Genomic DNA, 20,405 nt, shown 5'->3' on the forward strand with positions numbered 1-20,405 from the left:
CTCATGCACCATGTCGACGATGCGCTTGCCGGTCTCGTAGGCGATCTGGCCGCGCCCTATCGCGAGCGCGGCCAGATCGCCTACGAGACCGGCAAGCGCATCGTCGACATGGTGCATGAGGACCTGAAGCCGTCCGACATCATGACGCGCCAGGCGTTCGAGAACGCCATCGTCGTCAACTCGGCCATCGGCGGCTCGACCAACGCGCCGATCCACCTCAACGCCATCGCCCGCCATCTCGGCGTGCCGCTCGACAATGACGACTGGCAGAAGGTCGGCCTCAATGTGCCGCTCATCGTCAATCTGCAGCCGACGGGCGAATACCTCGGCGAGGACTATCATCACGCCGGCGGCGTTCCGGCAGTCGTCGCCGAACTGCTGAAGGGCGGGCTTTTGCCGCATCCCGACGCGGTCACCGCCAACGGCAAGTCGATCGGCGACAATTGCCGCGATGCCGCCAACGAAAACCTGGAAGTCATCCACAGCGTCGACAAGCCGCTGAAGGCCAATGCCGGCTTCATCAACCTCAAGGGCAATCTGTTCGATTCGGCGATCATGAAGACCAGCGGCATCTCGCCGGAATTCCGCCAGCGCTACCTGTCCAATCCGAACGATCCCGAGGCGTTCGAAGGCAACGCCATGGTCTTCGACGGGCCGGAAGACTACCACGCCCGCATCGACGATCCGGCGCAAGGCATCGACGAGCACACCATCCTGTTCATGCGCGGCGCCGGGCCGGTCGGCTATCCGGGCGGCGCCGAGGTGGTCAACATGCAGCCGCCGGCCTACCTCATCAAGAAGGGCATCCATTCGCTGGCCTGCATCGGCGACGGCCGCCAGTCGGGCACGTCGGGCTCGCCCTCGATCCTCAACGCTTCGCCGGAGGCGGCGATAGGCGGCGGCTTGGCGCTGCTCAAGAGCGGCGACCGCGTCCGCATCGACCTGAAGAAGGGGTCGGCCAACATCCTTGTCAGCGACGAGGAGATCGCCAGGCGGCGCGCAGCACTGCAGGGCAATGGCGGCTTCCACTATCCCCAGCACCAGACGCCGTGGCAGGAGATCCAGCGCGGCATCGTCGACCAGTTTGACGCCGGCATGGTGCTGAAGCCGGCAGTGAAGTACCAGGATGTCGCGCACACCAGGGGTGTGCCCCGCGACAACCACTGAGCGCCGGCAACCTCGCTCGCGCGAACGGCGGCTTGATCGTGGATCAAGCCGCCGTTTTTGCTGACCTAGGGCTGCTGTCCGGCTGCGCTTACAGGTAACTGGTGATCTCCGGCGCCTGGTCCTGCCTGTTGCGTTTACCGTCCTCGTAGATGATCGGTGCGGAAGCGAGTTCCTCCTCGCTGACGTCGTCCAGGCAGGCGACGTTCACAGCCCAGAAATTCCCGCCCATGAAATCGAGATAGCCGCGCGAGAAGACATTCGCGCCGCAGTTCGGGCACATATAGTGGTTGATATCGCCTTCCGGCCAGTTGGACGGGCTTGCCTTGTAGTCCCGCATCCGGTCACCGCCTTCCGTCACCCTGAGCGCCTGGTAGGCGGTGAAGGATTTGCGGTAGCCCAGTTTCCAGCAGAAGCTGCAATTGCATTTGCGGATGCCCTCGGCGAGGTCGAGATCGGCCTCGAAGTGCACCGCGCCGCAATGGCAACTGCCGTGATAGGTCTTCCTCATGGCGCTCCTCGCAGAATTTGTTCTGGTCCTCTGTGGCCACCGCGAAACCAGATCAGATTGTGGCCATTGCCCCGCCAGATAGGCGCCTGGCTCCTCTGGGCAATACGTCCTCTTGTGCAAAACGGCGCGCGAGATGCCATATGCTGGCAAACGGACAGGACCATCCATGACCAAACGGCGCTCTTCCCTAGGCTTCCTCGGCATGTTCGGCCGCTCGGGCGATCTGAGGATGCTCGATGCCGCCTTGCGCGGCGCCGACCTCCATCCCGCCCTTGTGCCGGAGGGGGTCAAGCTCACCATCGTCAATCTGATGAAGGATCACTGGCCAGACGAGCCGCCGGCGCAGGCCTACGCCTCGCTCGCGCAACTGTTCGGCTATTGCGTTGCCGGTCCCGAGACGTTCGAACAGGCCAACGGCCGCGAGCGCAGGCTGGACGCGGAGCGCCGCATCGAGGAAGCGCTCGAGACCGGCGACAGCCTCGATGCGCAGATCGTGCTGATGGCGCTGCATGCCAAGCTGATCAGCGCCGAGGTGGTCGAGCGCTTCGGCCTAAGCGCGGAGTAGGCTGCTCGACCCAGCCTAGCCGCCCATGCCGCCGCGCGGCAGCTTGATCATCTCGCCGAAGCGGGCGCGCAATTTGTCGTCGACCGTTTTCGGCACGTGGCGCGGGAAGCGCTCGGCAAGCACGCGTTTCTTCTCGGCGATCGCCCTCTGCAGAATGTCGGGCCGGCCCTTCTCGTTCCATTCCTTGGGCGAGAAGCGGTCGCCGATGGCCGGATAGAAATATTCGGTCTGCATCAGCTTCAGCGTCTGCTCGTTGCCGAGATAGTGGCCGGGGCCCTTCAGGCAGACATCGGCGATGGTGTCGATCGACAGTGCTTCGTCGGTCACCTCGATGCCGCGCACGCAGCGCAGGCAGTGGCCGAGCATGTCGTTGTCGATGATCAGGCTTTCCAGGCAGAAGCCGAGCAGCGAGGCATGCATGCCGGCCGACTCATAGACCAGGTTGAGGCCGGAAAGGCCGGCCATCACATTGGTGATGCCCTTCTCGTAGCCGGACTGGATGTCGGGCAGTTTCGAATCCGTCATGCCGGCAGCCGAGCCGCCCGGCAGGTCGTAGAATTGCGCCATCTGCGCGCAGGCGGCGGTCAGCACCGCCTGCTCGGCCGAGCCGCCGGACATGGCGCCGGTCCGAAGGTCGGAGACGAACGGCCAGGTGCCGAAGATCGCCGGATGGCCGGGCTTGATGGCGTTGACATAGACCAGGCCCATCAGCACTTCCGCGACTGCCTGCACCACCGCCCCGGCAATCGCCGCCGGCGCCGTTGCGCCGGCCTGGCCGGCCGACAGAAGCAGGATCGTAATGCCGCCTTCGACACAGGCCTCGAGCACGCCACAGGCGTCCTCGGCGAACTTCATCGGCGGCACCACGAAACAGTTCGAGTTCGACACGAAGGGGCGCGCGCGGAAATTCTCCTCGCCGCCGGCGATCGCATAGAGCATCTCCAGCGCCGGCTTGACGTTCTCGCGCACGGTGAACGAGGTGCCGACATGCTTGGAGGTTCCCATCACGCAGGCGTAGAGCGTGTTGAAATCCATCTCGAGCGGATCGGGAATGTCGCGCGGCACCATGGTGCGCTGGAAGAAATGGATGTTGTCGAGACCGTCGACCAGGCGGGCGGCGTCGTAGATGTCCTGCAGCAGCGATTCGCGGTATTCGCGCTTCTCGACGTCGACCAGATGCACGGCCGCGCCCGCCGTGCCGTAGTGCACGCGTCTGCCCTGGATCACCATGTCGTGCTTGGGGTCCTGGCCGTGCAGCGTGAAATGACGCGCCGCGTTCTTGATCGTTTCGAGGACGAGCGCCCGCGGCAGGCGGACGCGGCCGTCGTCGCCATAGGTCGCGCCAATCCTCGTCAGCGCCTCGATGCAGGAGGGTATGGCGTTGGCGAAGCCGACCGTCTCCAGCAGCGTCAGCACCGCCTCGTGGATGCGCTCGCGGTCGTTTTCGCTGAGCGGTCCATAGCTGCCGCCTTCGAGGCCCGGCCGCACCGGTCTGATGTCGTCGGCAAGCGGTGCCGCCCGCATCGCGCGGCGCGCTTCGCGCCCGCCGGATCGCCGCGAACGCTGGTCCGCCGGCGCATCCTGCTTCTCAAGAGCCACTGACATGGAAGCACTCCACCTTTAGCTGCGAGGCGGGACGCGGCGGTTGGTCCACCATCGGCCCTGCTTCGTCCCCTTTGTGGCTCGACTATGCCGCCGGCATTGGTGCAGCCTATGAGCCAGCCAGTCCCGTCGAATATGCCAGGATGCTAAAACGATCGAGGGTCGTGTCAAAGCAAAAGAGCCGGCTTGGGCCGGCTCTCTGTTGAATTCGGCAGGTCGATCAGGCCGCGGCGGGTCTGCGGCCGGCGGCCGTCGCGAGTTCCCGTATGCCGGGCTCGATGTGTTGCAGCGCGATCGAGGAAATGCCCAAGCGCATGAAACGCGACGGTTTTTCCGAGCGGTCGAAGAAACGGTCGCCGGGCTCGATGATGACGCTGCGCGAGGCGGCCGCCTCGGCGAGGCCCCGCGAGTCGGTGCCGCGCGGTCCTTCGAGCCAGAGCGAGGTGCCACCGGCGGAGTCGGTCGAGCGCCACTCCGGCAGGAAAGCGGAAATCGCATGGACCAGACGCTTGCGCCGCTCGTCGAAGGCGCTGGACAGACGCCGCACCAGCGCCTCGTGATGGCCGAGCGACAGGAACAGCGCCACCGCCCGCTGGTTGTTGGCCGGCGGGTGCCTGAGCATGAAGCGGCGCAGCGCCCTGAGCTCGGCGATCAGTCCGGCCGAGGCGACGATGTAGCCAAGCCGCAAGCCCGGAGCCAGCGTCTTCGACATCGAGCCGACATAGATGACGCGGCCGGAACGGTCGAGGCTCTTCAGCGCCTGCTGCGGCGCTTCGTCCAGCAGTTGGCTGTCATAGCCGTCTTCGATGATGATCTGGTTGTGACGGTTGGCCCGCGCCAAGAGGTCCTGGCGCCGTTCCGCCGACAGCGGCACCATGGTCGGGCAGTGGTGGCTGGGCGTGACGAAGACGAAGCCGGAATCCTGCGGTATCGAGGAGGTCACGATGCCGGACTGGTCGACCGGGACCGGCTGGATGTCGGCGCCCGCAAGGCGGAAGATCGAGCGGGCATCCGGATAGCCGGGATCCTCCATCGCCACTTTCGAGCCTTTGGTCATCAGCAGCGAGGCGAGCATATAGAGCGCGTTCTGGGCGCCGAGCGTGACGATGATCTCGTCCGGATTGGCGAAGATGCCGCGCCGCGGCAGAAGTCGGGCCTGGATCTGCTCGATCAGGAGCGGATCGTCGCGGTCGACCATGTCGGAAGCCCAGTTGCGGATCTCCAGCACCGCGAGCGCCATGCGGTTGCATTCGCGCCACTCGGCGGTCGGGAACAGCGCCGGGTCGAATTGGCCATAGACGAACGGGTAAGAGGACTTGATCCAGTTGTCGTGCTTGGCTGGCGGCGGCATGTCGCTGGCGGCGATCTGCCGGCGCGCCTTCCAGTCGATCTCGTTCTGCTGGTCGGGCGCCTTCTGGTGCGGCTTGGCGGGGGTGGCGAGCACTTCCGGATTGACGAAATGGCCGCGCCGCTCGCGCGCCACCAGAAATCCCTGGTCGACCAGTTGCTGGAAGGCGAGCACCACGGTGCCGCGGGCGACGCCCAGTTTCTCGGCCAGGATGCGGCAGGACGGAAGCGGCATGGAAGCGGCGATCTGCCGGTCCAGAATGGCGGCGACGATCGCCTGGCGGATCTGCGCCTGCAGGGTCTGGCCGGATTCAGCCGAAATCCGGAACAGGCCGGACCATATGGCCGTGTCGTTGCGCTGTGGCATGGAAGGGTTTCCTCGATGGCCAGCTTTTTGTGCTTGGCTGGACCAGTCGAGTGTAGGGGTGGCACAAGGGGTTGCGCCAATCAATTTTTCTGATCGCTGGGATTTATGCCAGTGATCCATTGCGCGACGCGCAGCGTCGTCGCAGCGTCGCGGCCTACCTGTTGGTGAGCAACGCGCAGCGTCGTCGCATCCTCCGTCGCCGGGTATCCAAGGCCTCATCAAAGCGTGATGCAGTGCGGCAATGCCGCCCTTGAATGAAATGGAATCGGCTCGATAGAATGTCGCGACGACATGCGCCGGAAACATCCGGCCTGTTAACATAGGTTCAAAAACCCGCCAGGAGCCCGCATTGGATCAATCAACCTTCGACAAGCAAGTCGTCGCCTTGCGCGAGCATCGCGCGGCGGCCAAAGGCACCATGCGTGAAGCTTTCGCGGCTGATCCCAAACGCTTCGCGACGTTTTCCGCCACCGACGGCGATCTCCTGCTTGACTGGTCCAAATGCGCGGTCGACGCCGACACGATGGCGATGCTGGAGAAGCTCGCCGGAGCCGCTGATCTGGCGGGTCGCCGCGCCGCCATGTTCGAAGGCAGGAAGATCAATATCACCGAAGGCCGCGCCGTGCTGCACACCGCGCTTCGCAACCTGGCCGGCAAGGGCGTCGTGGTCGATGGCCAGGATACCAAGGCCGAGGTTCTCGCCGTTCTCGACGCCATGGGCGCCTTCGCCGATGCCATCCGCTCCGGCAAGGCGGCCGGCGCCACCGGCAAGAAGATCACCGACGTCGTCAACATCGGCATTGGCGGTTCCGACCTTGGCCCGGTGATGGCGACGCTGGCGCTGGCGCCCTACCACGATGGCCCGCGCGCGCACTATGTCTCCAACATCGACGGCGCCCATATCCACGACACGCTGAAGGACCTGTCGGCCGAAACCACTTTGTTCATCGTCGCCTCCAAGACCTTCACCACGGTCGAGACGATGACCAATGCCGAGACGGCGCGCCGATGGGTGGAGAAGGCGCTGGGCAAGGAAGCCGTCGGCAAGCATTTCGCCGCCGTCTCGACCGCGCTCGACCTAGTGGCGAAGTTCGGCATCGCGTCCGATCGCGTGTTCGGCTTCTGGGACTGGGTCGGCGGCCGCTATTCGGTCTGGAGCGCGATCGGCCTGCCGGTGATGATCGCCATCGGCCCGCGCAATTTCCGCGCCGTCCTCGACGGCGCCCACGAGATGGACGAGCACTTCCGCTCGGCACCCCTGCAGAAGAACCTGCCGGCGCTGCTGGGGCTGATCGGCTGGTGGCACCGGGTCGTCTGCCGATATCCGGCCCGCGCCGTGATCCCTTACGACCAGCGGCTCTCCAGGCTGCCGGCCTATCTGCAGCAGCTTGATATGGAATCGAACGGCAAGAGCGTGACGCTGGACGGCGGCGCGGTCACCACGCCGACCGGCCCGCTGGTCTGGGGCGAGCCCGGCACCAACGGCCAGCACGCCTTCTTCCAGCTGCTGCACCAGGGCACCGATTTCATCCCGGTCGAATTCCTTGCCGCCGCTGTCGGCCACGAGCCGGAGCTGAAGCACCATCACGATCTCCTGCTCGCCAACTGCCTGGCGCAGTCGGAAGCCTTCATGAAGGGCCGCACGCTGGAGGAGGCGCGCGCGCAGATGCTGGCCAAGGGCATGAAGCCGGCCGACGTCGACAGGATCGCCCCGCACCGGGTTTTCTCCGGCGACCGCCCCTCGGTGACCATTCTCTACCGCAAGCTTGATCCGCGCACCTTCGGCCGCCTGGTCGCGCTCTACGAGCATCGCGTCTTCGTCGAGGGCACGCTGTTCAACATCAATTCCTTCGATCAGTGGGGCGTCGAACTCGGCAAGGAACTGGCAACCGGCCTGCTGCCTGTCGTGGAAGGCAAGGAGAATGCCGCAAAGCGGGATGCCTCGACTGCAGGTCTGGTGGGACACATTCACCGATTGCGCGGATCGGAGTGACAGGCTTGGCGGAGATCAAAGGCATATTGTTCGACAAGGACGGAACGCTTGTCGATTTCAACGCGACATGGCTCGGCATTGCCGACTTCATGGCCATGGATGCCGCCGAGGGCGACCGCTGGAAGGCAGACAGGCTGCTCGCGGCAGCCGGCTTCGATTTCCTCAGCAAGCGCTTCAAGCCCGATTCGATCTTCGCCTCCGGCACCAACATGGATGTCGTCGAACTCTGGTTCCCGCGCCTCTCCGAGGAGGACCAGATGCTTGCCGTGGCCCGTTTCAACGAGATCACCTCCGTGCAGGGCTCCAGCATGGCGGTGGCGCTGCCGGGCATCGTCGAGACGTTGGCCGTCCTGCACAGGCGATCCTACCGGCTTGGCGTCGCCACCAACGATTCGACCAGCGGCGCGGAAAAGACGCTGGTGACGCTCGGCGTGGCGCAGCTTTTCGACGCCGCCTATGGCTATGATTCGGTGGCCAGGCCGAAGCCGGCGCCGGACACCATCCTCGCCTTCTCCGACCTGACCGGGCTGAAGCCGGCCGAGATCGCCATGGTCGGCGACAATCGCCACGATCTCGAAATGGCGCGGGCCGGCGGCTGCGGGCTGGCGGTCGGCGTGCTCTCCGGCACAGGCACGCGGGAATCGCTGTCGGCGATCGCCGATGTCGTGCTCAATTCGGTTGCCGATCTGCCCGATTTTCTGGCCGCGCGGGTCAAGGAGACGATCTGACCGTCTCGAAGGAGAAGACCCCGCTCGGCCTCGACGCCGTGCCTTTCGCATCGCCGAAGTCCGGTACCTTATATTCGGCAAGCAGTTTGAGCCGCGACAGCGGCAGATCGGCGCGGCGCGGATCGCCGACTAGCACCTCGATGCCGGCGGCGAGGCAGCGGTCGAGGAAGGGGATCACCCGCCGGGCCACTTCGTGCCCGTAGAACACGTCGCCGGCAAGCACCAGGTCGACCGCCGGTGGCGGCCCGGCGGTGATGTCTTCGCCGACCACCGTGATCGCGACGCCGTTTGCCGTGGCGTTGAGGCCGAGCGCGACGAGGCCGTTGCGGTCGATCTCCGCGGCAATCACCGCGCGCGCTCCGGCCTTCGCCGCGGCGATGCCGACCAGGCCCGAGCCGGCGCCGAGGTCGAGCACGCGGCGCCCCGCAACCGCTTGCGGCCGGTCGAGTATGTAACGGGCAAGGACGGTGCCGCCGGCCCAGGCATAGGCCCAATAGGGCGGCTGCGGCTCTGGCGCCGCAGCGTCCCCGTCGTCACCGTCCGGATCGACGAGCCGCCGCAGCCCGCTGCCGGGATGGGCGCTGTAGATTTCGATCTCGGGAAGCGCGGCGACGGGCGCAAGGCGCATGTTCGCCTTGATGAAGGCCGTTGGATCGGGGCGCGTGGCCGCCATCTCCCCGCCGGCAGGATGATCGTTCAAGCTCGTGCCTAGCCGCGCAGCGCCCGCCGCAGGATCTTGCCCACCGGCGTCTTCGGCAGCTCCGTGCGGAACTCGATATATTTGGGCCGCTTGTAGCCGGTAAGGTTTTCGCGGCAGTAGGCGGTCAGCGTCTCGATCGTCAGCGCGGGATCCTTCCGGACCACGAACAGCTTCGGCACTTCGCCGGAATGCTCGTCCGGCACGCCGATCGCCGCCACTTCGAGCACGCCGGGATGCTGGGCCACGACCTCCTCCAACTCGTTCGGATAGACGTTGAAGCCGGAGACCAGGATCATGTCCTTCTTGCGGTCGACGATCTTGGTGTAGCCGCGCTCGTCCGTGAAGCCCATGTCGCCGGACTTGAAGAAGCCGTCCTTGGTCATCACCTTGGCGGTCTCGTCCGGCCGGTTCCAGTAGCCCGCCATCACCTGCGGCCCGCGGATGCAGATCTCGCCGACTTCGCCGAGCGGCACATTGTTGCCGTCGTCGTCGCGGATGGCGATCTCGGTCGACGGCAGCGGCAGGCCGATCGTGCCGGTGAAGTCGCCGCCGCTGAACTTGTTGGCGGTCGCCACCGGCGAGGTTTCCGAAAGCCCGTAGCCTTCGGTGACGGGACAGCCGGTCAGCGCCTTCCAGCGCTCGGCCACACCCTTCTGCACCGCCATGCCGCCGCCCAGCGTCAGGATCAGCGGCTTGAAGTCGAGCTTGCGGAAATCCTCATTGTTGAGCAGCGCGTTGAACAGCGTGTTGAGGCCCGGGAAGATGTGGACCGGGTATTTCTCCAGCTCCTTGACGAAGCCTGGAATGTCGCGCGGATTGGGGATGAGCACATTCTGCGCGCCCTGCTGCATGCCCATCAGCGCATTCACCGTCAGCGCGAAGATATGGTAGAGCGGCAGCGCGCAGATGAAGTTGGGGTGTGCCGGCTTCGGCTTCACCGCATAGGCGTCCTGCAGCCAGAGCGCGTTCTGCGCGACATTGGCAAGCACATTGGAATGCAAGAGGATCGCGCCCTTCGAGACCCCGGTAGTGCCGCCGGTATATTGCAGGAAGGCGATGTCGTCGGCGCTGACGCTGGCGGGCTTGAAGGCGAGGCCGGCGCCGGCCTTCAGGGCGGCGTTGAACTTGACGTGGCCCGGCAGCGACCAGGCCGGCACCAGCTTCTTCACCCGACGCACGACGAAGTTGACGAGCGTCCCCTTGAGGCCGCCAAGCATGTCGCCCATCGCGGCGACCACGACGTGCTTGACCGAGGTGTTGGATATCACCGCCTGCAGCGTGTTGGCGAAATTCTCGAGAATGACGATCGCCTGTGCGCCGGAATCCTTGAGCTGGTGCTCCAGTTCGCGCGGCGTGTAAAGCGGGTTGACGTTGACCACGGTGAAGCCGGCGCGAAGCACCGCCATCATCGCCACCGGGTATTGCAGCACGTTGGGCATCATCAGCGCCACGCGCGCCCCCTTCTGCAGGCCCTTCGACTGCAGATAGGCGCCGAAGGCGGCCGACTGCCGCTCGAGCTCGGCATAGGTGATGGCCTTGCCCATGCAGACGAAGGCCGGCTGGCCGGCAAACTGCTTGCAGGCGCCGACCAGGAAGTCGCCGATCGAGCCGTAGGGCAGGGGGCCGATTTCGGCCGGCATGTTCTTTGAATAGCTTGCCAGCCACGGCTTTTCCGGCAGCCCGGCGGCAAGCTCCGTCAGCGCCTTAGGCAACCTCTTGGCCGGCGCCGGCTTCGCTGCCGGCGCTGGCGAGATCGCTTTTGTCGGAGCTGCCTTCGCGGCCGGCTTTGCGGCAGCGGGCTTTGTTGCAGCGGACTTGGCGGCAGCCGGCTTGGCCGCTGCTCGAGCTTTCGTCGCGGCAGGCTTGGCGGCCTTTCCGGCGCCAGCCTTAGCCTGTGGTTTTGCGGTGTCCTTCACAGGGGCGGCTGCCTTCGAAGCGGCCTTCGTCTTGGCCGGAGCCGTCGTCTTTGCTGCCTTCGCCACCCTGTCCCTCCCGTCGTCGTTCACTCGTGCCGCGCCGCCTCTGAATGACAGGAGCGTCCTCCGCCGCAATGGTTGCGGATTCCTCAGGAAATCCAGCGTGCCGTCTATGTATTGCGACTATCCTCGGCCATGCAAGTCTTGCCCTTGCGGCAGAACGGGAAAGATTTGCCGTCGAAATCCTTTTCTTCTCCGCTACCCGTAACGCATCTTCCTGAGCAGCGCCCATGCGAAGGAAGGCCGCGCCGCGTCGATTTCGCGAGAGCGCCGATCAATAAAAAAATGCGGTCGTTAACATTATCGTGAGCGGAAAAATCTGCTAATTTTTTCTGCCATTTTAGGAGATTGCGGATTCTTTTCCTGCTTCCCGTGGGGTACGCAAACGGGGTGTTCCAAAGCCAGAAAAACGGTGCTTATATGCGCGCTTCGCGAGCCTGCTAGAGGGGCTTGGCAGAACATCAGGGAGTGCTCAATGAAAAAGAAACTGACTTTTGCAGCCGCGTTGCTGGCTGCAAGCGTCCTCGGTGGCGTGGCCAACGCCAAGACGCTGGTCTATTGCTCGGAAGCATCGCCGGCCAATTTCGACCCGGGTACGACGACGGGCGGTAACGATTTCGACGCCTCTTCGCGCACCGTCTATTCGCGCCTTGTCGAATTCAAGCATGGCGGTACCGAGATCGAGCCCGGCCTCGCCGACAAGTGGGAAATCTCGGACGACGGCCTGGTCTATACTTTCCACCTGCATCCGGGCGTGAAGTTCCAGACCACCGACTATTTCAAGCCGACCCGCGATCTCAATGCCGATGACGTCGTCTTCTCCTTCGACCGTCAGTTCAACAAGGAAAATCCCTGGAACGGCGAGAAGTACCTGCCGAACCTGACCTGGGATTACTACACCGGCATGGACATGCCGAAATACGTCGCCAAGTGGGAAAAGGTCGATGATCTGACCGTCAAGCTGACGCTGACCGAGCCGAACGCGCCGATGCTGGCCAACCTCGGCATGGACTTCGCCTCGATCGTGTCGAAGGAATACGCCGATCAGCTCGCGAAGGACGGCAAAATGGCCGACTTCTCGACCAAGCCGATCGGCACCGGGCCGTTCCAGTTCGTCGACTACCAGCTGGATTCGGTCATCCGCTACGCGGCCAACCCCGACTATTTCAAGGGCAAGGAAAAGATCGACGATCTCGTCTTCGCCATCACGCCCGACGCCACCGCGCGCATCCAGAAGGTGCTGGCCGGCGAATGCGACGTCGCGCCCTATCCGAACCCCGCCGACATTGGCACGATCAAGGCCAACCAGGACGTCAACCTGCTCGACCAGGCCGGACTGAACATCGGCTACATGAGCTACAACACGACGATCCCGCCGCTGGACAAGCCCGAGGTTCGGCACGCGCTGAACCAGGCGATCGACCGGGAGGCGCTGATCAAGTCGCTGTTCCAGGATGCCGGCGCCACGCCGGCCCAGAACCTGATCCCGCCGACCATGTGGTCGTGGAACAAGGACGTGAAGTTCGATTCCTATGATCCGGAAGCGGCCAAGAAGGTGCTCGCCGACGCCGGGCTGAAGGAAATCCAGCTCTGGGCGTCCGACCGCGTTCGTCCGTACAACCCGAACTTCCAGCGCGCCGCCGAACTGATCCAGGCCGACTGGGCCAAGGTCGGCGTTAAGGCCGAGATCGTCAACTACGAGTGGACGAAGTATCGCGAGGAAGGCAAGAAGAAGGAGCGCCCCGGCGCCTTCCAGATCGGCTGGACTGGTGACAATGGCGATCCGGACAACTTCTTCGCCACCCTCTTCGCCTGCTCGGCAATCGGCGTCTCGAACTACTCGAGCTGGTGCGACAAGGACTTCGAGGACCTGATCCAGAAGGCCAAGAAGACCAGCGACCAGGCCGAGCGCACCAAGCTCTACGAGCAGGCCCAGGTTGTCTTCCAGAAGCAGGCCCCGGCCTTCCTCCTGGCCCACAGCCAGGTCTATGCGGTTGTGCGCAAGAATGTCAGCGGCTTCATGATGGACCCGCTAGGCATCCACCGCTTCGACGGCACCGACAAGGCCGAATAGAACTCTAGAGCGGGCGGCGCCGTACGGCGCCGCCCCTTTTTCAAGATGCTCCGATATCTTCTCAACAAAATCGCGCTTCTGATCCCGACGCTGGTCGGCATCACCATCTGTGCCTTCGCCTTCGTCAGGCTGCTGCCCGGCGACCCCATCCTCGCCATGGCCGGCGAGCATGGCGTGACGCCGGCGCGCTACGAAGAGCTCAAGGAACAGTTCGGCTACAATCTGCCGATCTGGCAGCAATATGCGCGCTACGTCGGCGAGGTCGCCACCGGCGATTTCGGTGTTTCCATCTCCTCCAAGCGGCCGGTTATCGAGGAGTTCAAGACGCTCTTCCCGGCGACGCTGGAGCTCTCCTTCTTCGCCATGATCTTCGCCATGGTGCTCGGCATCCCGGCCGGCATCTTCGCAGCGGTCAAGCGTGGCTCGTGGTTCGACCAGTCGCTGATGGGCACAGCCCTTGTCGGCTATTCGATGCCGATCTTCTGGTGGGGCCTGCTGCTGATCATCTTCTTCTCCGGCTATCTCGGCTGGACGCCGGTCTCCGGCCGCATGGGCCTGCAGTTCTTCTTCAAGCCGATCACCGGGTTCATGACCATCGACAGCATCCTCTACGGCAAATGGGATGCCTTCCGCTCGGCACTCAGTCACCTCGTGCTGCCGGCGATCGTGCTCGGCACCATCCCGCTGGCGGTGATCGCCCGCCAGACGCGCTCGGCCATGCTCGAGGTGCTGGGCGAGGACTATGTCCGCACCGCGCGCGCCAAGGGCCTGTCGTCGGCGCGGGTTATCGGCGTGCATGCCTTGCGCAACGCGCTGATACCGGTGGTCACCACCATCGGCCTGCAGGTCGGCACGCTGCTTGCCGGCGCCATCCTCACCGAGACCATCTTCGCCTGGCCGGGCATCGGCAAGTGGATGGTCGATTCGATCTTCAAGCGCGACTATGTCGTCGTGCAGTCAGGCTTGCTTTTGATCGCCCTCATCGTCATGGCCGTGAACCTGATCGTCGACGTGCTCTATGCCGTCATCAACCCGCGCATCAGGGCTGCATGAATGAGCCAGTCGACCGAAATCGCCCCGATGGCCAGCGGCAGTCCGGACCGCCTCACCGGCTTCAGGACTTTCTGGCACTATTTCTCGGTGAACCGCGGCGCCGTCATCGGCCTGTTCGTCTTCATCCTTTTGGTTCTGGCGGCGCTCTTCGCGCCGCTGCTCGCGCCCTATGCGCCCGACGTTCAGGACAAGACCGCGTTTCTGAGGCCTCCGGCGTGGCAGAACGGCGGCAGTGCTCAGTATCTGCTCGGCACTGATGCGGTCGGACGCGACATCCTCTCGCGCCTGCTCTACGGCGCGCGCTTCTCGCTGCTCATCGGCGCGGTGGTGGTGACTTTGGCGCTCACCGGCGGCATCACGCTCGGCCTGCTGGCCGGCTATTTCCGTGGCTGGGTCGACGTTGCGATCATGCGCGTCATGGATCTGATCCTGGCCTTCCCGTCGCTGCTGCTCGCGCTGGTGCTGGTCACCATCCTCGGCCCCGGCCTGTTCAATGCGATGCTGGCGATCTCGCTCGTGCTGCAACCGCATTTCGCCCGCCTGGTGCGCGCCGCGGTGATGGCCGAGAAGAGCCGCGAATACGTCGTGGCCGCCAAGGTTGCCGGCGCCGGGCATCTCCGCCTGATGCTCGCCACCATCCTGCCGAACTGCCTGGCGCCGCTGATCGTCCAGGGCACGCTGTCGTTCTCCAACGCCATCCTGGAAGCCGCCGCCCTCGGCTTCCTCGGCCTCGGCGCCCAGCCGCCGACGCCCGAATGGGGCACCATGCTCGCCTCGGCGCGCGAGTTCATCCTGCGCGCCTGGTGGGTGGTGACGTTCCCCGGTCTTGCCATCCTGATCACAGTGCTTGCCATCAACCTGATCGGTGACGGCCTGCGCGACGCGCTCGATCCGAAGCTCAGGAGGTCGTGATGGCGCTGCTCGACATCCAGAATCTCGTCGTCGAGTTCCAGACCGCATCCGGTCCGTTCCGCGCCGTCGACGGCGTCTCGCTCCATGTCGATGAGCGCGAGGTGCTCGCCATCGTCGGCGAATCCGGCTCCGGCAAATCGGTGTCGATGCTGGCGGTGATGGGGCTGCTTCCCTGGACGGCCACGGTCACCGCGGATCGCATGAGTTTTGCCGGCCGTGACCTCCTGAAGCTGAGTTCCGCCGAGCGGCGCAAGATCGTCGGCAAGGATATGTCGATGATCTTCCAGGAGCCGATGGCCAGCCTCAATCCCTGCTTCACCATCGGTTTCCAGATCGAGGAAGTGCTGCGCTTCCATATGGGCATGGACCGGGCCCAGCGCCGGGCGCGCGCCATCGAGCTCCTGAAGCAGGTCGGCATTCCCGAGCCGGCGGAGCGGCTGAACTCCTTCCCGCACCAGATGTCGGGCGGCCAGTGCCAGCGCGTCATGATCGCGATTGCCATTGCCTGCAATCCGAAGCTCTTGATCGCCGACGAGCCGACCACGGCGCTCGACGTCACCATCCAGAAGCAGATCCTCGACCTGCTGGTCTCGCTGCAGGCCAAATACGGCATGGGCCTGATCATGATCACCCACAATATGGGCGTGGTGGCCGAGACCGCCGACCGCGTCATTGTCCAGTACAAGGGCCGCAAGATGGAAGAGGCCGACGTGCTGTCGCTGTTCGAGAGCCCGAAGAGCAACTACACGCGCGCGCTGCTCTCTGCGCTGCCGGAGAACGCCGTCGGCGACCGCTTGCCGACCGTCTCCGACATGCTGTTCGAACCGGCGCCCCAGGGGGCAAGTACCGGAGCCGCCTCATGAGCACCAGGGTCGTCGAAGGCAAGAACATCGTGCGCGACTACCATGTCGGTGGCGGCCTGTTCCGCGGCGCGCGCACGGTGCATGCGGTCAAGGGCGTCTCCTTCAGCGTCGACAAGGGCAAGACGCTTGCCATCGTCGGCGAAAGCGGCTGCGGCAAGTCCACGCTCGCCCGCATCATCACGCTGATCGATCCGGCGACGTCGGGCGAATTGTTCATCGACGGCAACAAGGTCGACATTGCCAGGGACGGTTTGTCGAAGGAGATGCGCCGCAAGGTGCAGATCGTCTTCCAGAACCCCTATGGCTCGCTCAACCCACGCCAGAAGATCGGCGACGTGCTCGGCGAGCCGCTGCTGATCAACACCGACAAGCCGGCCGAGGAACGCCGCGACCTTGCCATGAAGATGCTGAAGAAGGTCGGCCTCGGACCTGAGCACTACAACCGCTATCCGCACATGTTCTCCGGCGGCCAGCGCCAGCGCATCGCCATTGCCCGCGCGCTGATGCTGAATCCCAGCCTGCTGGTGCTGGACGAGCCGGTCTCGGCGCTCGACCTTTCTGTGCAGGCGCAGGTGCTCAATTTGCTGGCCGACCTGCAGGATGAGTTCCAATTGACCTATGTCTTCATCAGCCACGATCTCTCGGTGGTGCGCTACATCGCCGACGACGTCATGGTGATGTATTTCGGCGAGGCGGTCGAATACGGCCCGCGCGACGAGGTCTTTGCAGACCCCAAGCACAGCTACACCAAGACGCTGTTCGCCGCGACGCCGCGCGCCGATGTCAGTTCGATCAAGGCAAGGCTGGCCAAGAAGAAGGCGGCCTGACTCCAAGCGCCGTGGCCAAGCCGATCATGACAGCTTGGCTACGATCGCGCGCAGCGCTTCGCCGAAACGATGCACTTCTTCCACCGTGTTGTAGTGCACCAGCGAGGCGCGGACGGCGCCGCTGTCCATCGACAGGTTGAGCCGGCTCATCAGCCGTGGCGCGTACATATGGCCGTCGCGGATGCCGATCTGCATCACCGCCATCTCCTCAACGATCCTCTGCGGTGACAGCTTGCCGATGTTGAAGCAGAAGGTCGGCACGCGCTCATGGATGCGGGCTTCGTCGGCCACGCCGTAGATCGTGGCGCCGCAGTCCTTCAGTACCTTCAGCATCTCGCGCGCCAGCGTCAACTCATAGTCACGGATGGCGTTCATGCCGGCGACGATGTTGTCGCGGCGCGAGCGGTTGTTCTCGGCGAGGAAATTGCGGCCGACCGATTCCAGATAGCGCACGGCCGCGTCCATGCCGGAGACATTCTCGTAGATGAAGGTACCGGCCTCGACCTTGTAGGGGGGCTCATCGGGGATGAAATCCTCGCGGAAGGTCGGCAGCCGCTTCAGCGTTTCGAAGCGGCCCCAGAGAAAACCCATATGCGGCGAGAAATTCTTGTAACCGGAGCAGACGAGGTAGTCGCAGTCCCAAGCCTGCACGTCGATCAGGCCATGCGGACCGTAATGCACGCAGTCGAGGAACACTTCCGCGCCGGCGGCATGCGCGATCTTGGCCACCGAGGCGACGTCGACGATCGAGCCGATCGAATGCGCCGTCACCGTGCAGGCGACGAGCCGGGTGCGGTCCGAGACCAGCGGCTTGAGATCGTCGACATGCAGATTGCCGTCCTCGCGCATGCGCCACCATTTGAACTTCGCGCCGGCCTGCTCCAGCGCCAGCCAGGTGGCGATATTGGCGTCGTGGTCCATGTCGGTGATGACGATCTCGTCCCGCTTCGCGAGCATCTGGCCGATGCCGAGGCTGACCAGGCGGATGAACGAGGTGGCGTTCATGCCGAAGCAGATTTCCGACGGGCTGTAGGCGTTGATCAAAAGCGCCACGCTCTCGCGCGCCTCGGCGACCGACTGGTCGACGGTGACGCTGCGGCCGTAGCGGCCGCCGCGCTGGACATTGTGTCCGACCAGATGGTTGGTCACCGCGTCGAGCACGCTTTGCGGGATCTGCGCGCCGGCGGCATTGTCCATGAAGATGAAGTCGCCGGCCTGTCGCAAGGCGGGGAACATCGCGCGGATCTTCTCGACCGGGAACGAAACAGCGCCGTCCTGCGCCTTCGAGATATGGTGTTGGTTCACGGACGTCTCCTTCAGTTCATCGATGTCGTTCGAGGTGGGATCAGTGCGCGCTGGACTGGGCCTTGCCACGCTCTTCGAGGTAGCCGACCAGCCGCACCAGCGGCCACAGGAAGGCGAGATATATGATTGCGGCGCCGATCAGCGGCGTCGGATTGGCCATCAGCGCCTGCGCGTCGGTCGCCTGCTTCAGAAGGTCGGGCATCGCCACCACCGAGGCCAGCGCGGTGTCCTTGAACACCGAGACGCAGTTGCTGGTCAGCGGCGGGATGACGACACGGATCGCCTGCGGCAGGATCACCTTGCGCATGGCGACCCAGAACGGCAGGCCGAGCGCTGCGGCAGCCTCGAACTGGCCCTTGGGGATGTTCTCGATGCCGGCGCGGCAGACTTCCGCCGTGAAGGCGGCAAGCACCAATGACAACGCAAGGGCCGCCGAAACGAAGGACGACAGGCGGATGCCGACGAAGGGCAGGGCGTAGTAGATCAGGATCAGCACCACCAGGATCGGGAGCGCGCGGAAGATGTCGATGTAGAGGATGGCCAGCCGCCTTAGCGGCTTCGGCGCATAGAGCCGCATTAGGCAGATCGCCAGCCCGGCGATGGTGCCGAAGACGATTGCGGCGCAGCCGAGCAGGATAGTGTTGCCGAGCCCGCGGATCAGGATCGGAAACGATCGGACGAGGATGCTCCAGTTGAAGAAGGTGTCGATCAGTTCCATCGGCGTCACCGTCAAGGCAATGCCAAGCCCGCGCTTTCGCGGGCCTGGACGGATGGGAATCGGAGAGCGCCGGCCTTGTCACCGACACTCTCGCGAACGGCTATAATTAGCCGGCTTATTGCGGGATTGGCCCCGGCGCCACCGTGCTGGTGCCGGCTTCCGGATCGACGCCGAACCACTTTTTGTGGATCGCGGCCATGGTGCCGTCCTTCTTCATCGCGGTGATCGCGTCGTTGACCTTTTCGAGCAGGGGGTGGCCCTTCTTGGTCATCATCGCAAAGCGCTCGCCGGTCGGGATGCGCACCAGGATCTTCAGCGCTGGCATCTGCTTGATTGCGAACAGGAAGCCGGCGAGCTCGCCGGCGCCGCCGTCGATGCGGCCGTTCTGCACGTCAAGCAGCAGATCCTGCTGGGCGTTGTAGCTCTTGGTTTCGGCAACGCCGAGCTTGGCGGCGTTTTCCTTCATGTAGGCTTCGCCGGTCGCGCCGGCGATGACGCCGATGGTCTTGCCCTTGAGGTCGTCGAGTGTCTTGATGGTCGAATCCGCCTTGCCGACGATGGTGCCGTCGCTGTCGTAGTAGGCCTGGGTGAAGCCCTGGTTCTGCAGGCGCTCCTTGGTGATCGAGATCGACGACACGGCGAAGTCGATGCGGCCGGAAGCTGTCGCCGCGAACAGCGCCTGGAAGCCGAGATCCTGGAACTCGACCTCGGCGCCGATGCGCTTGGCGACGTCGTTGGCGACATCGATCTCAAAACCCTCGAAGCCGCCGGAATCGGTCTTGTATTCCCATGGCGGGTTGGCGGGGGAGGCGCCGACCATGATCTTGTCGGCGAAGGCGGGGGTGGCGAAGGCGATGCCGGCTGCGGTGACCACGCCAATCAGTCCTAGACGTTTGAGCATGTTGCTTCCCTCTGGTTCGGCCACTTCGCGTGGCGCATTTCCTGATCCGCCCCTTCCAGCATCCAGCTCCCGGACGCCGCAGGCGAGGCGGCGCCTGAAATCAGGATGCGCGGCGCTGGCGTGAGCCGATCAGGTCTTGCAGCCGCGCAATCAGCGCCCCGACGGCCTCGTCCGCCGTGACCATGCCGGGCGACAGCCTGAGCGTCGTGCCGCGGGCGTCGCAATAGAGCCGCTCATCGCGCAGTGTCGCGACGAGCTTCGCCGCCTCGACGCCTTGCGGCAGGCCGATCATCACGCTGCCGCCGCGCGCATTGGCATCCAGCGGTGAACGGATCGCCCAGCCATTGTCCAGCGCTGCGCCGATGATGCGCCCGGTAATCACCGCATTGCGCGCGCGTATGGCATCGATGCCGGTGTCCTCGACCCATTGCAGGCCGGGCAGCGAGGCGACGCTGGCCAGGATCGCCGGCGTGCCGTGGTCGAAGCGGCGCGCGTCGCTTGCGTAGCTGAAAGCGTCGAGATCCCAGGAGAACGGATTCGGCTGGCTGAACCAGCCGCGCAGCTCCGGCCGGCATGTCGAAAGAAGGTCGGGAGCGACTTGCAAAATGCCGGCGCCGGAAGAGCCGCACAGCCACTTAAGCGATGTCGAGACGACGAAATCGACCGGCGTCTCTGCCACCGAGAAGGGCACCACGCCGACCCCTTGCGTGATGTCGACCCCGACGATGCTGCCCATCGCCTGGCCATGCGCCGCGAGCTTCGCCACATCGCAGCGGTGCGAGGCCGTCGAGGTCACGAA

The 20,405-nt window shown here is 64.6% G+C and carries 18 protein-coding genes; 9 read left to right on the plus strand and 9 right to left on the minus strand.

Annotated elements, in window-relative coordinates; all coding sequences use genetic code 11:
• Window positions 1-1,167: dihydroxy-acid dehydratase (locus EN742_RS03660; RefSeq protein WP_189375162.1), on the plus strand; the 1,167-nt coding region annotated here is incomplete at its 5' end.
• 88 nt (window positions 1,168-1,255) lie between these two features.
• Here EN742_RS03660 and EN742_RS03665 read toward each other — a convergent pair.
• Window positions 1,256-1,675 (minus strand): GFA family protein, encoded by a 420-nt coding sequence (locus tag EN742_RS03665; RefSeq protein ID WP_128332442.1) that lies wholly within the window; start codon window positions 1,673-1,675, stop codon window positions 1,256-1,258.
• Between the two features lie 166 nt (window positions 1,676-1,841).
• Here EN742_RS03665 and EN742_RS03670 point away from each other — a divergent pair, with 166 nt between their 5' ends.
• The gene (locus tag EN742_RS03670) at window positions 1,842-2,240 is read left to right on the plus strand and encodes a hypothetical protein (RefSeq protein ID WP_127406006.1); all 399 of its coding nucleotides are present in this window, start codon (window positions 1,842-1,844) and stop codon (window positions 2,238-2,240) included.
• Between the two features lie 15 nt (window positions 2,241-2,255).
• Here EN742_RS03670 and EN742_RS03675 read toward each other — a convergent pair whose 3' ends face one another.
• Complete coding sequence (locus EN742_RS03675; RefSeq protein ID WP_128332443.1) at window positions 2,256-3,845, minus strand: trimethylamine methyltransferase family protein; 1,590 nt, start codon at window positions 3,843-3,845, stop codon at window positions 2,256-2,258.
• Window positions 3,846-4,062: 217 nt separating this feature from the next.
• Window positions 4,063-5,556 carry a PLP-dependent aminotransferase family protein gene (locus EN742_RS03680; RefSeq protein ID WP_127399970.1) on the minus strand — a complete coding sequence of 498 codons (1,494 nt, stop codon included), beginning with the start codon at window positions 5,554-5,556 and terminating at the stop codon, window positions 4,063-4,065.
• Window positions 5,557-5,905: 349 nt separating this feature from the next.
• Between EN742_RS03680 and pgi the strand changes: the two genes are divergently transcribed.
• Both pgi and EN742_RS03690 read left to right on the plus strand, forming a co-directional pair.
• Window positions 5,906-7,549, plus strand: a complete 1,644-nt coding sequence (gene pgi, locus EN742_RS03685) for a glucose-6-phosphate isomerase (protein WP_128332444.1) — start codon at window positions 5,906-5,908, stop codon at window positions 7,547-7,549.
• A 5-nt stretch (window positions 7,550-7,554) separates the two neighbouring features.
• Window positions 7,555-8,277, plus strand: a complete 723-nt coding sequence (locus EN742_RS03690) for an HAD family hydrolase (RefSeq protein WP_127282841.1) — start codon at window positions 7,555-7,557, stop codon at window positions 8,275-8,277.
• Here EN742_RS03690 and EN742_RS03695 read toward each other — a convergent pair.
• Together EN742_RS03695 and EN742_RS03700 are read right to left on the minus strand one after the other, a co-directional pair.
• The gene (locus tag EN742_RS03695) at window positions 8,261-8,950 is read right to left on the minus strand and encodes a 50S ribosomal protein L11 methyltransferase (protein ID WP_127421176.1); all 690 of its coding nucleotides are present in this window, start codon (window positions 8,948-8,950) and stop codon (window positions 8,261-8,263) included. The genes EN742_RS03690 and EN742_RS03695 overlap by 17 nt on opposite strands.
• A gap of 35 nt (window positions 8,951-8,985) precedes the next feature.
• Window positions 8,986-10,959, minus strand: a complete 1,974-nt coding sequence (locus EN742_RS03700; RefSeq protein WP_127405610.1) for a long-chain fatty acid--CoA ligase — start codon at window positions 10,957-10,959, stop codon at window positions 8,986-8,988.
• A gap of 469 nt (window positions 10,960-11,428) precedes the next feature.
• On the opposite strand from EN742_RS03700, the gene EN742_RS03705 reads away from it, so the two are divergent.
• The 5 genes from EN742_RS03705 to EN742_RS03725 are packed head-to-tail and all read left to right on the plus strand — an operon-like array spanning window position 11,429 to window position 16,682.
• The gene (locus EN742_RS03705) at window positions 11,429-13,027 is read left to right on the plus strand and encodes an ABC transporter substrate-binding protein (protein ID WP_126056744.1); all 1,599 of its coding nucleotides are present in this window, start codon (window positions 11,429-11,431) and stop codon (window positions 13,025-13,027) included.
• A gap of 45 nt (window positions 13,028-13,072) precedes the next feature.
• Window positions 13,073-14,080: an ABC transporter permease subunit gene (locus tag EN742_RS03710; RefSeq protein WP_126056743.1), complete on the plus strand. Its 1,008-nt coding sequence runs from the start codon at window positions 13,073-13,075 to the stop codon at window positions 14,078-14,080.
• A 27-nt stretch (window positions 14,081-14,107) separates the two neighbouring features.
• Window positions 14,108-14,992 carry an ABC transporter permease subunit gene (locus EN742_RS03715; RefSeq protein WP_245455737.1) on the plus strand — a complete coding sequence of 295 codons (885 nt, stop codon included), beginning with the start codon at window positions 14,108-14,110 and terminating at the stop codon, window positions 14,990-14,992.
• Window positions 14,992-15,855, plus strand: coding sequence for an ABC transporter ATP-binding protein (locus EN742_RS03720; RefSeq protein ID WP_126056741.1), 864 nt, complete (start codon window positions 14,992-14,994; stop codon window positions 15,853-15,855). Before EN742_RS03715 ends, EN742_RS03720 begins: the two co-directional genes overlap by 1 nt.
• Window positions 15,852-16,682 (plus strand): dipeptide ABC transporter ATP-binding protein, encoded by an 831-nt coding sequence (locus EN742_RS03725; protein WP_126056740.1) that lies wholly within the window; start codon window positions 15,852-15,854, stop codon window positions 16,680-16,682. The genes EN742_RS03720 and EN742_RS03725 overlap by 4 nt, the downstream gene beginning before the upstream one ends.
• 24 nt (window positions 16,683-16,706) lie before the next feature.
• Here EN742_RS03725 and EN742_RS03730 read toward each other — a convergent pair whose 3' ends face one another.
• From EN742_RS03730 to EN742_RS03745, 4 genes are all read right to left on the minus strand, one after another.
• Entirely contained in the window at window positions 16,707-17,987 is a 1,281-nt protein-coding gene (locus tag EN742_RS03730) for a cysteine desulfurase-like protein (RefSeq protein ID WP_281033516.1), read from the minus strand.
• Window positions 17,988-18,027: 40 nt separating this feature from the next.
• Window positions 18,028-18,705: an amino acid ABC transporter permease gene (locus EN742_RS03735; protein ID WP_127405612.1), complete on the minus strand. Its 678-nt coding sequence runs from the start codon at window positions 18,703-18,705 to the stop codon at window positions 18,028-18,030.
• A gap of 115 nt (window positions 18,706-18,820) precedes the next feature.
• Window positions 18,821-19,606, minus strand: coding sequence for an ABC transporter substrate-binding protein (locus EN742_RS03740; protein WP_128332445.1), 786 nt, complete (start codon window positions 19,604-19,606; stop codon window positions 18,821-18,823).
• A gap of 100 nt (window positions 19,607-19,706) precedes the next feature.
• Window positions 19,707-20,405, minus strand: a 699-nt coding sequence (locus EN742_RS03745; RefSeq protein ID WP_128332446.1) for an aminotransferase class V-fold PLP-dependent enzyme, incomplete at its 5' end; no start/stop codon positions are given.

The sequence above is a fragment of the Mesorhizobium sp. M4A.F.Ca.ET.020.02.1.1 genome, from assembly GCF_004022645.1.
In the GTDB taxonomy this organism is placed as follows: Bacteria; Pseudomonadota; Alphaproteobacteria; order Rhizobiales; family Rhizobiaceae; genus Mesorhizobium.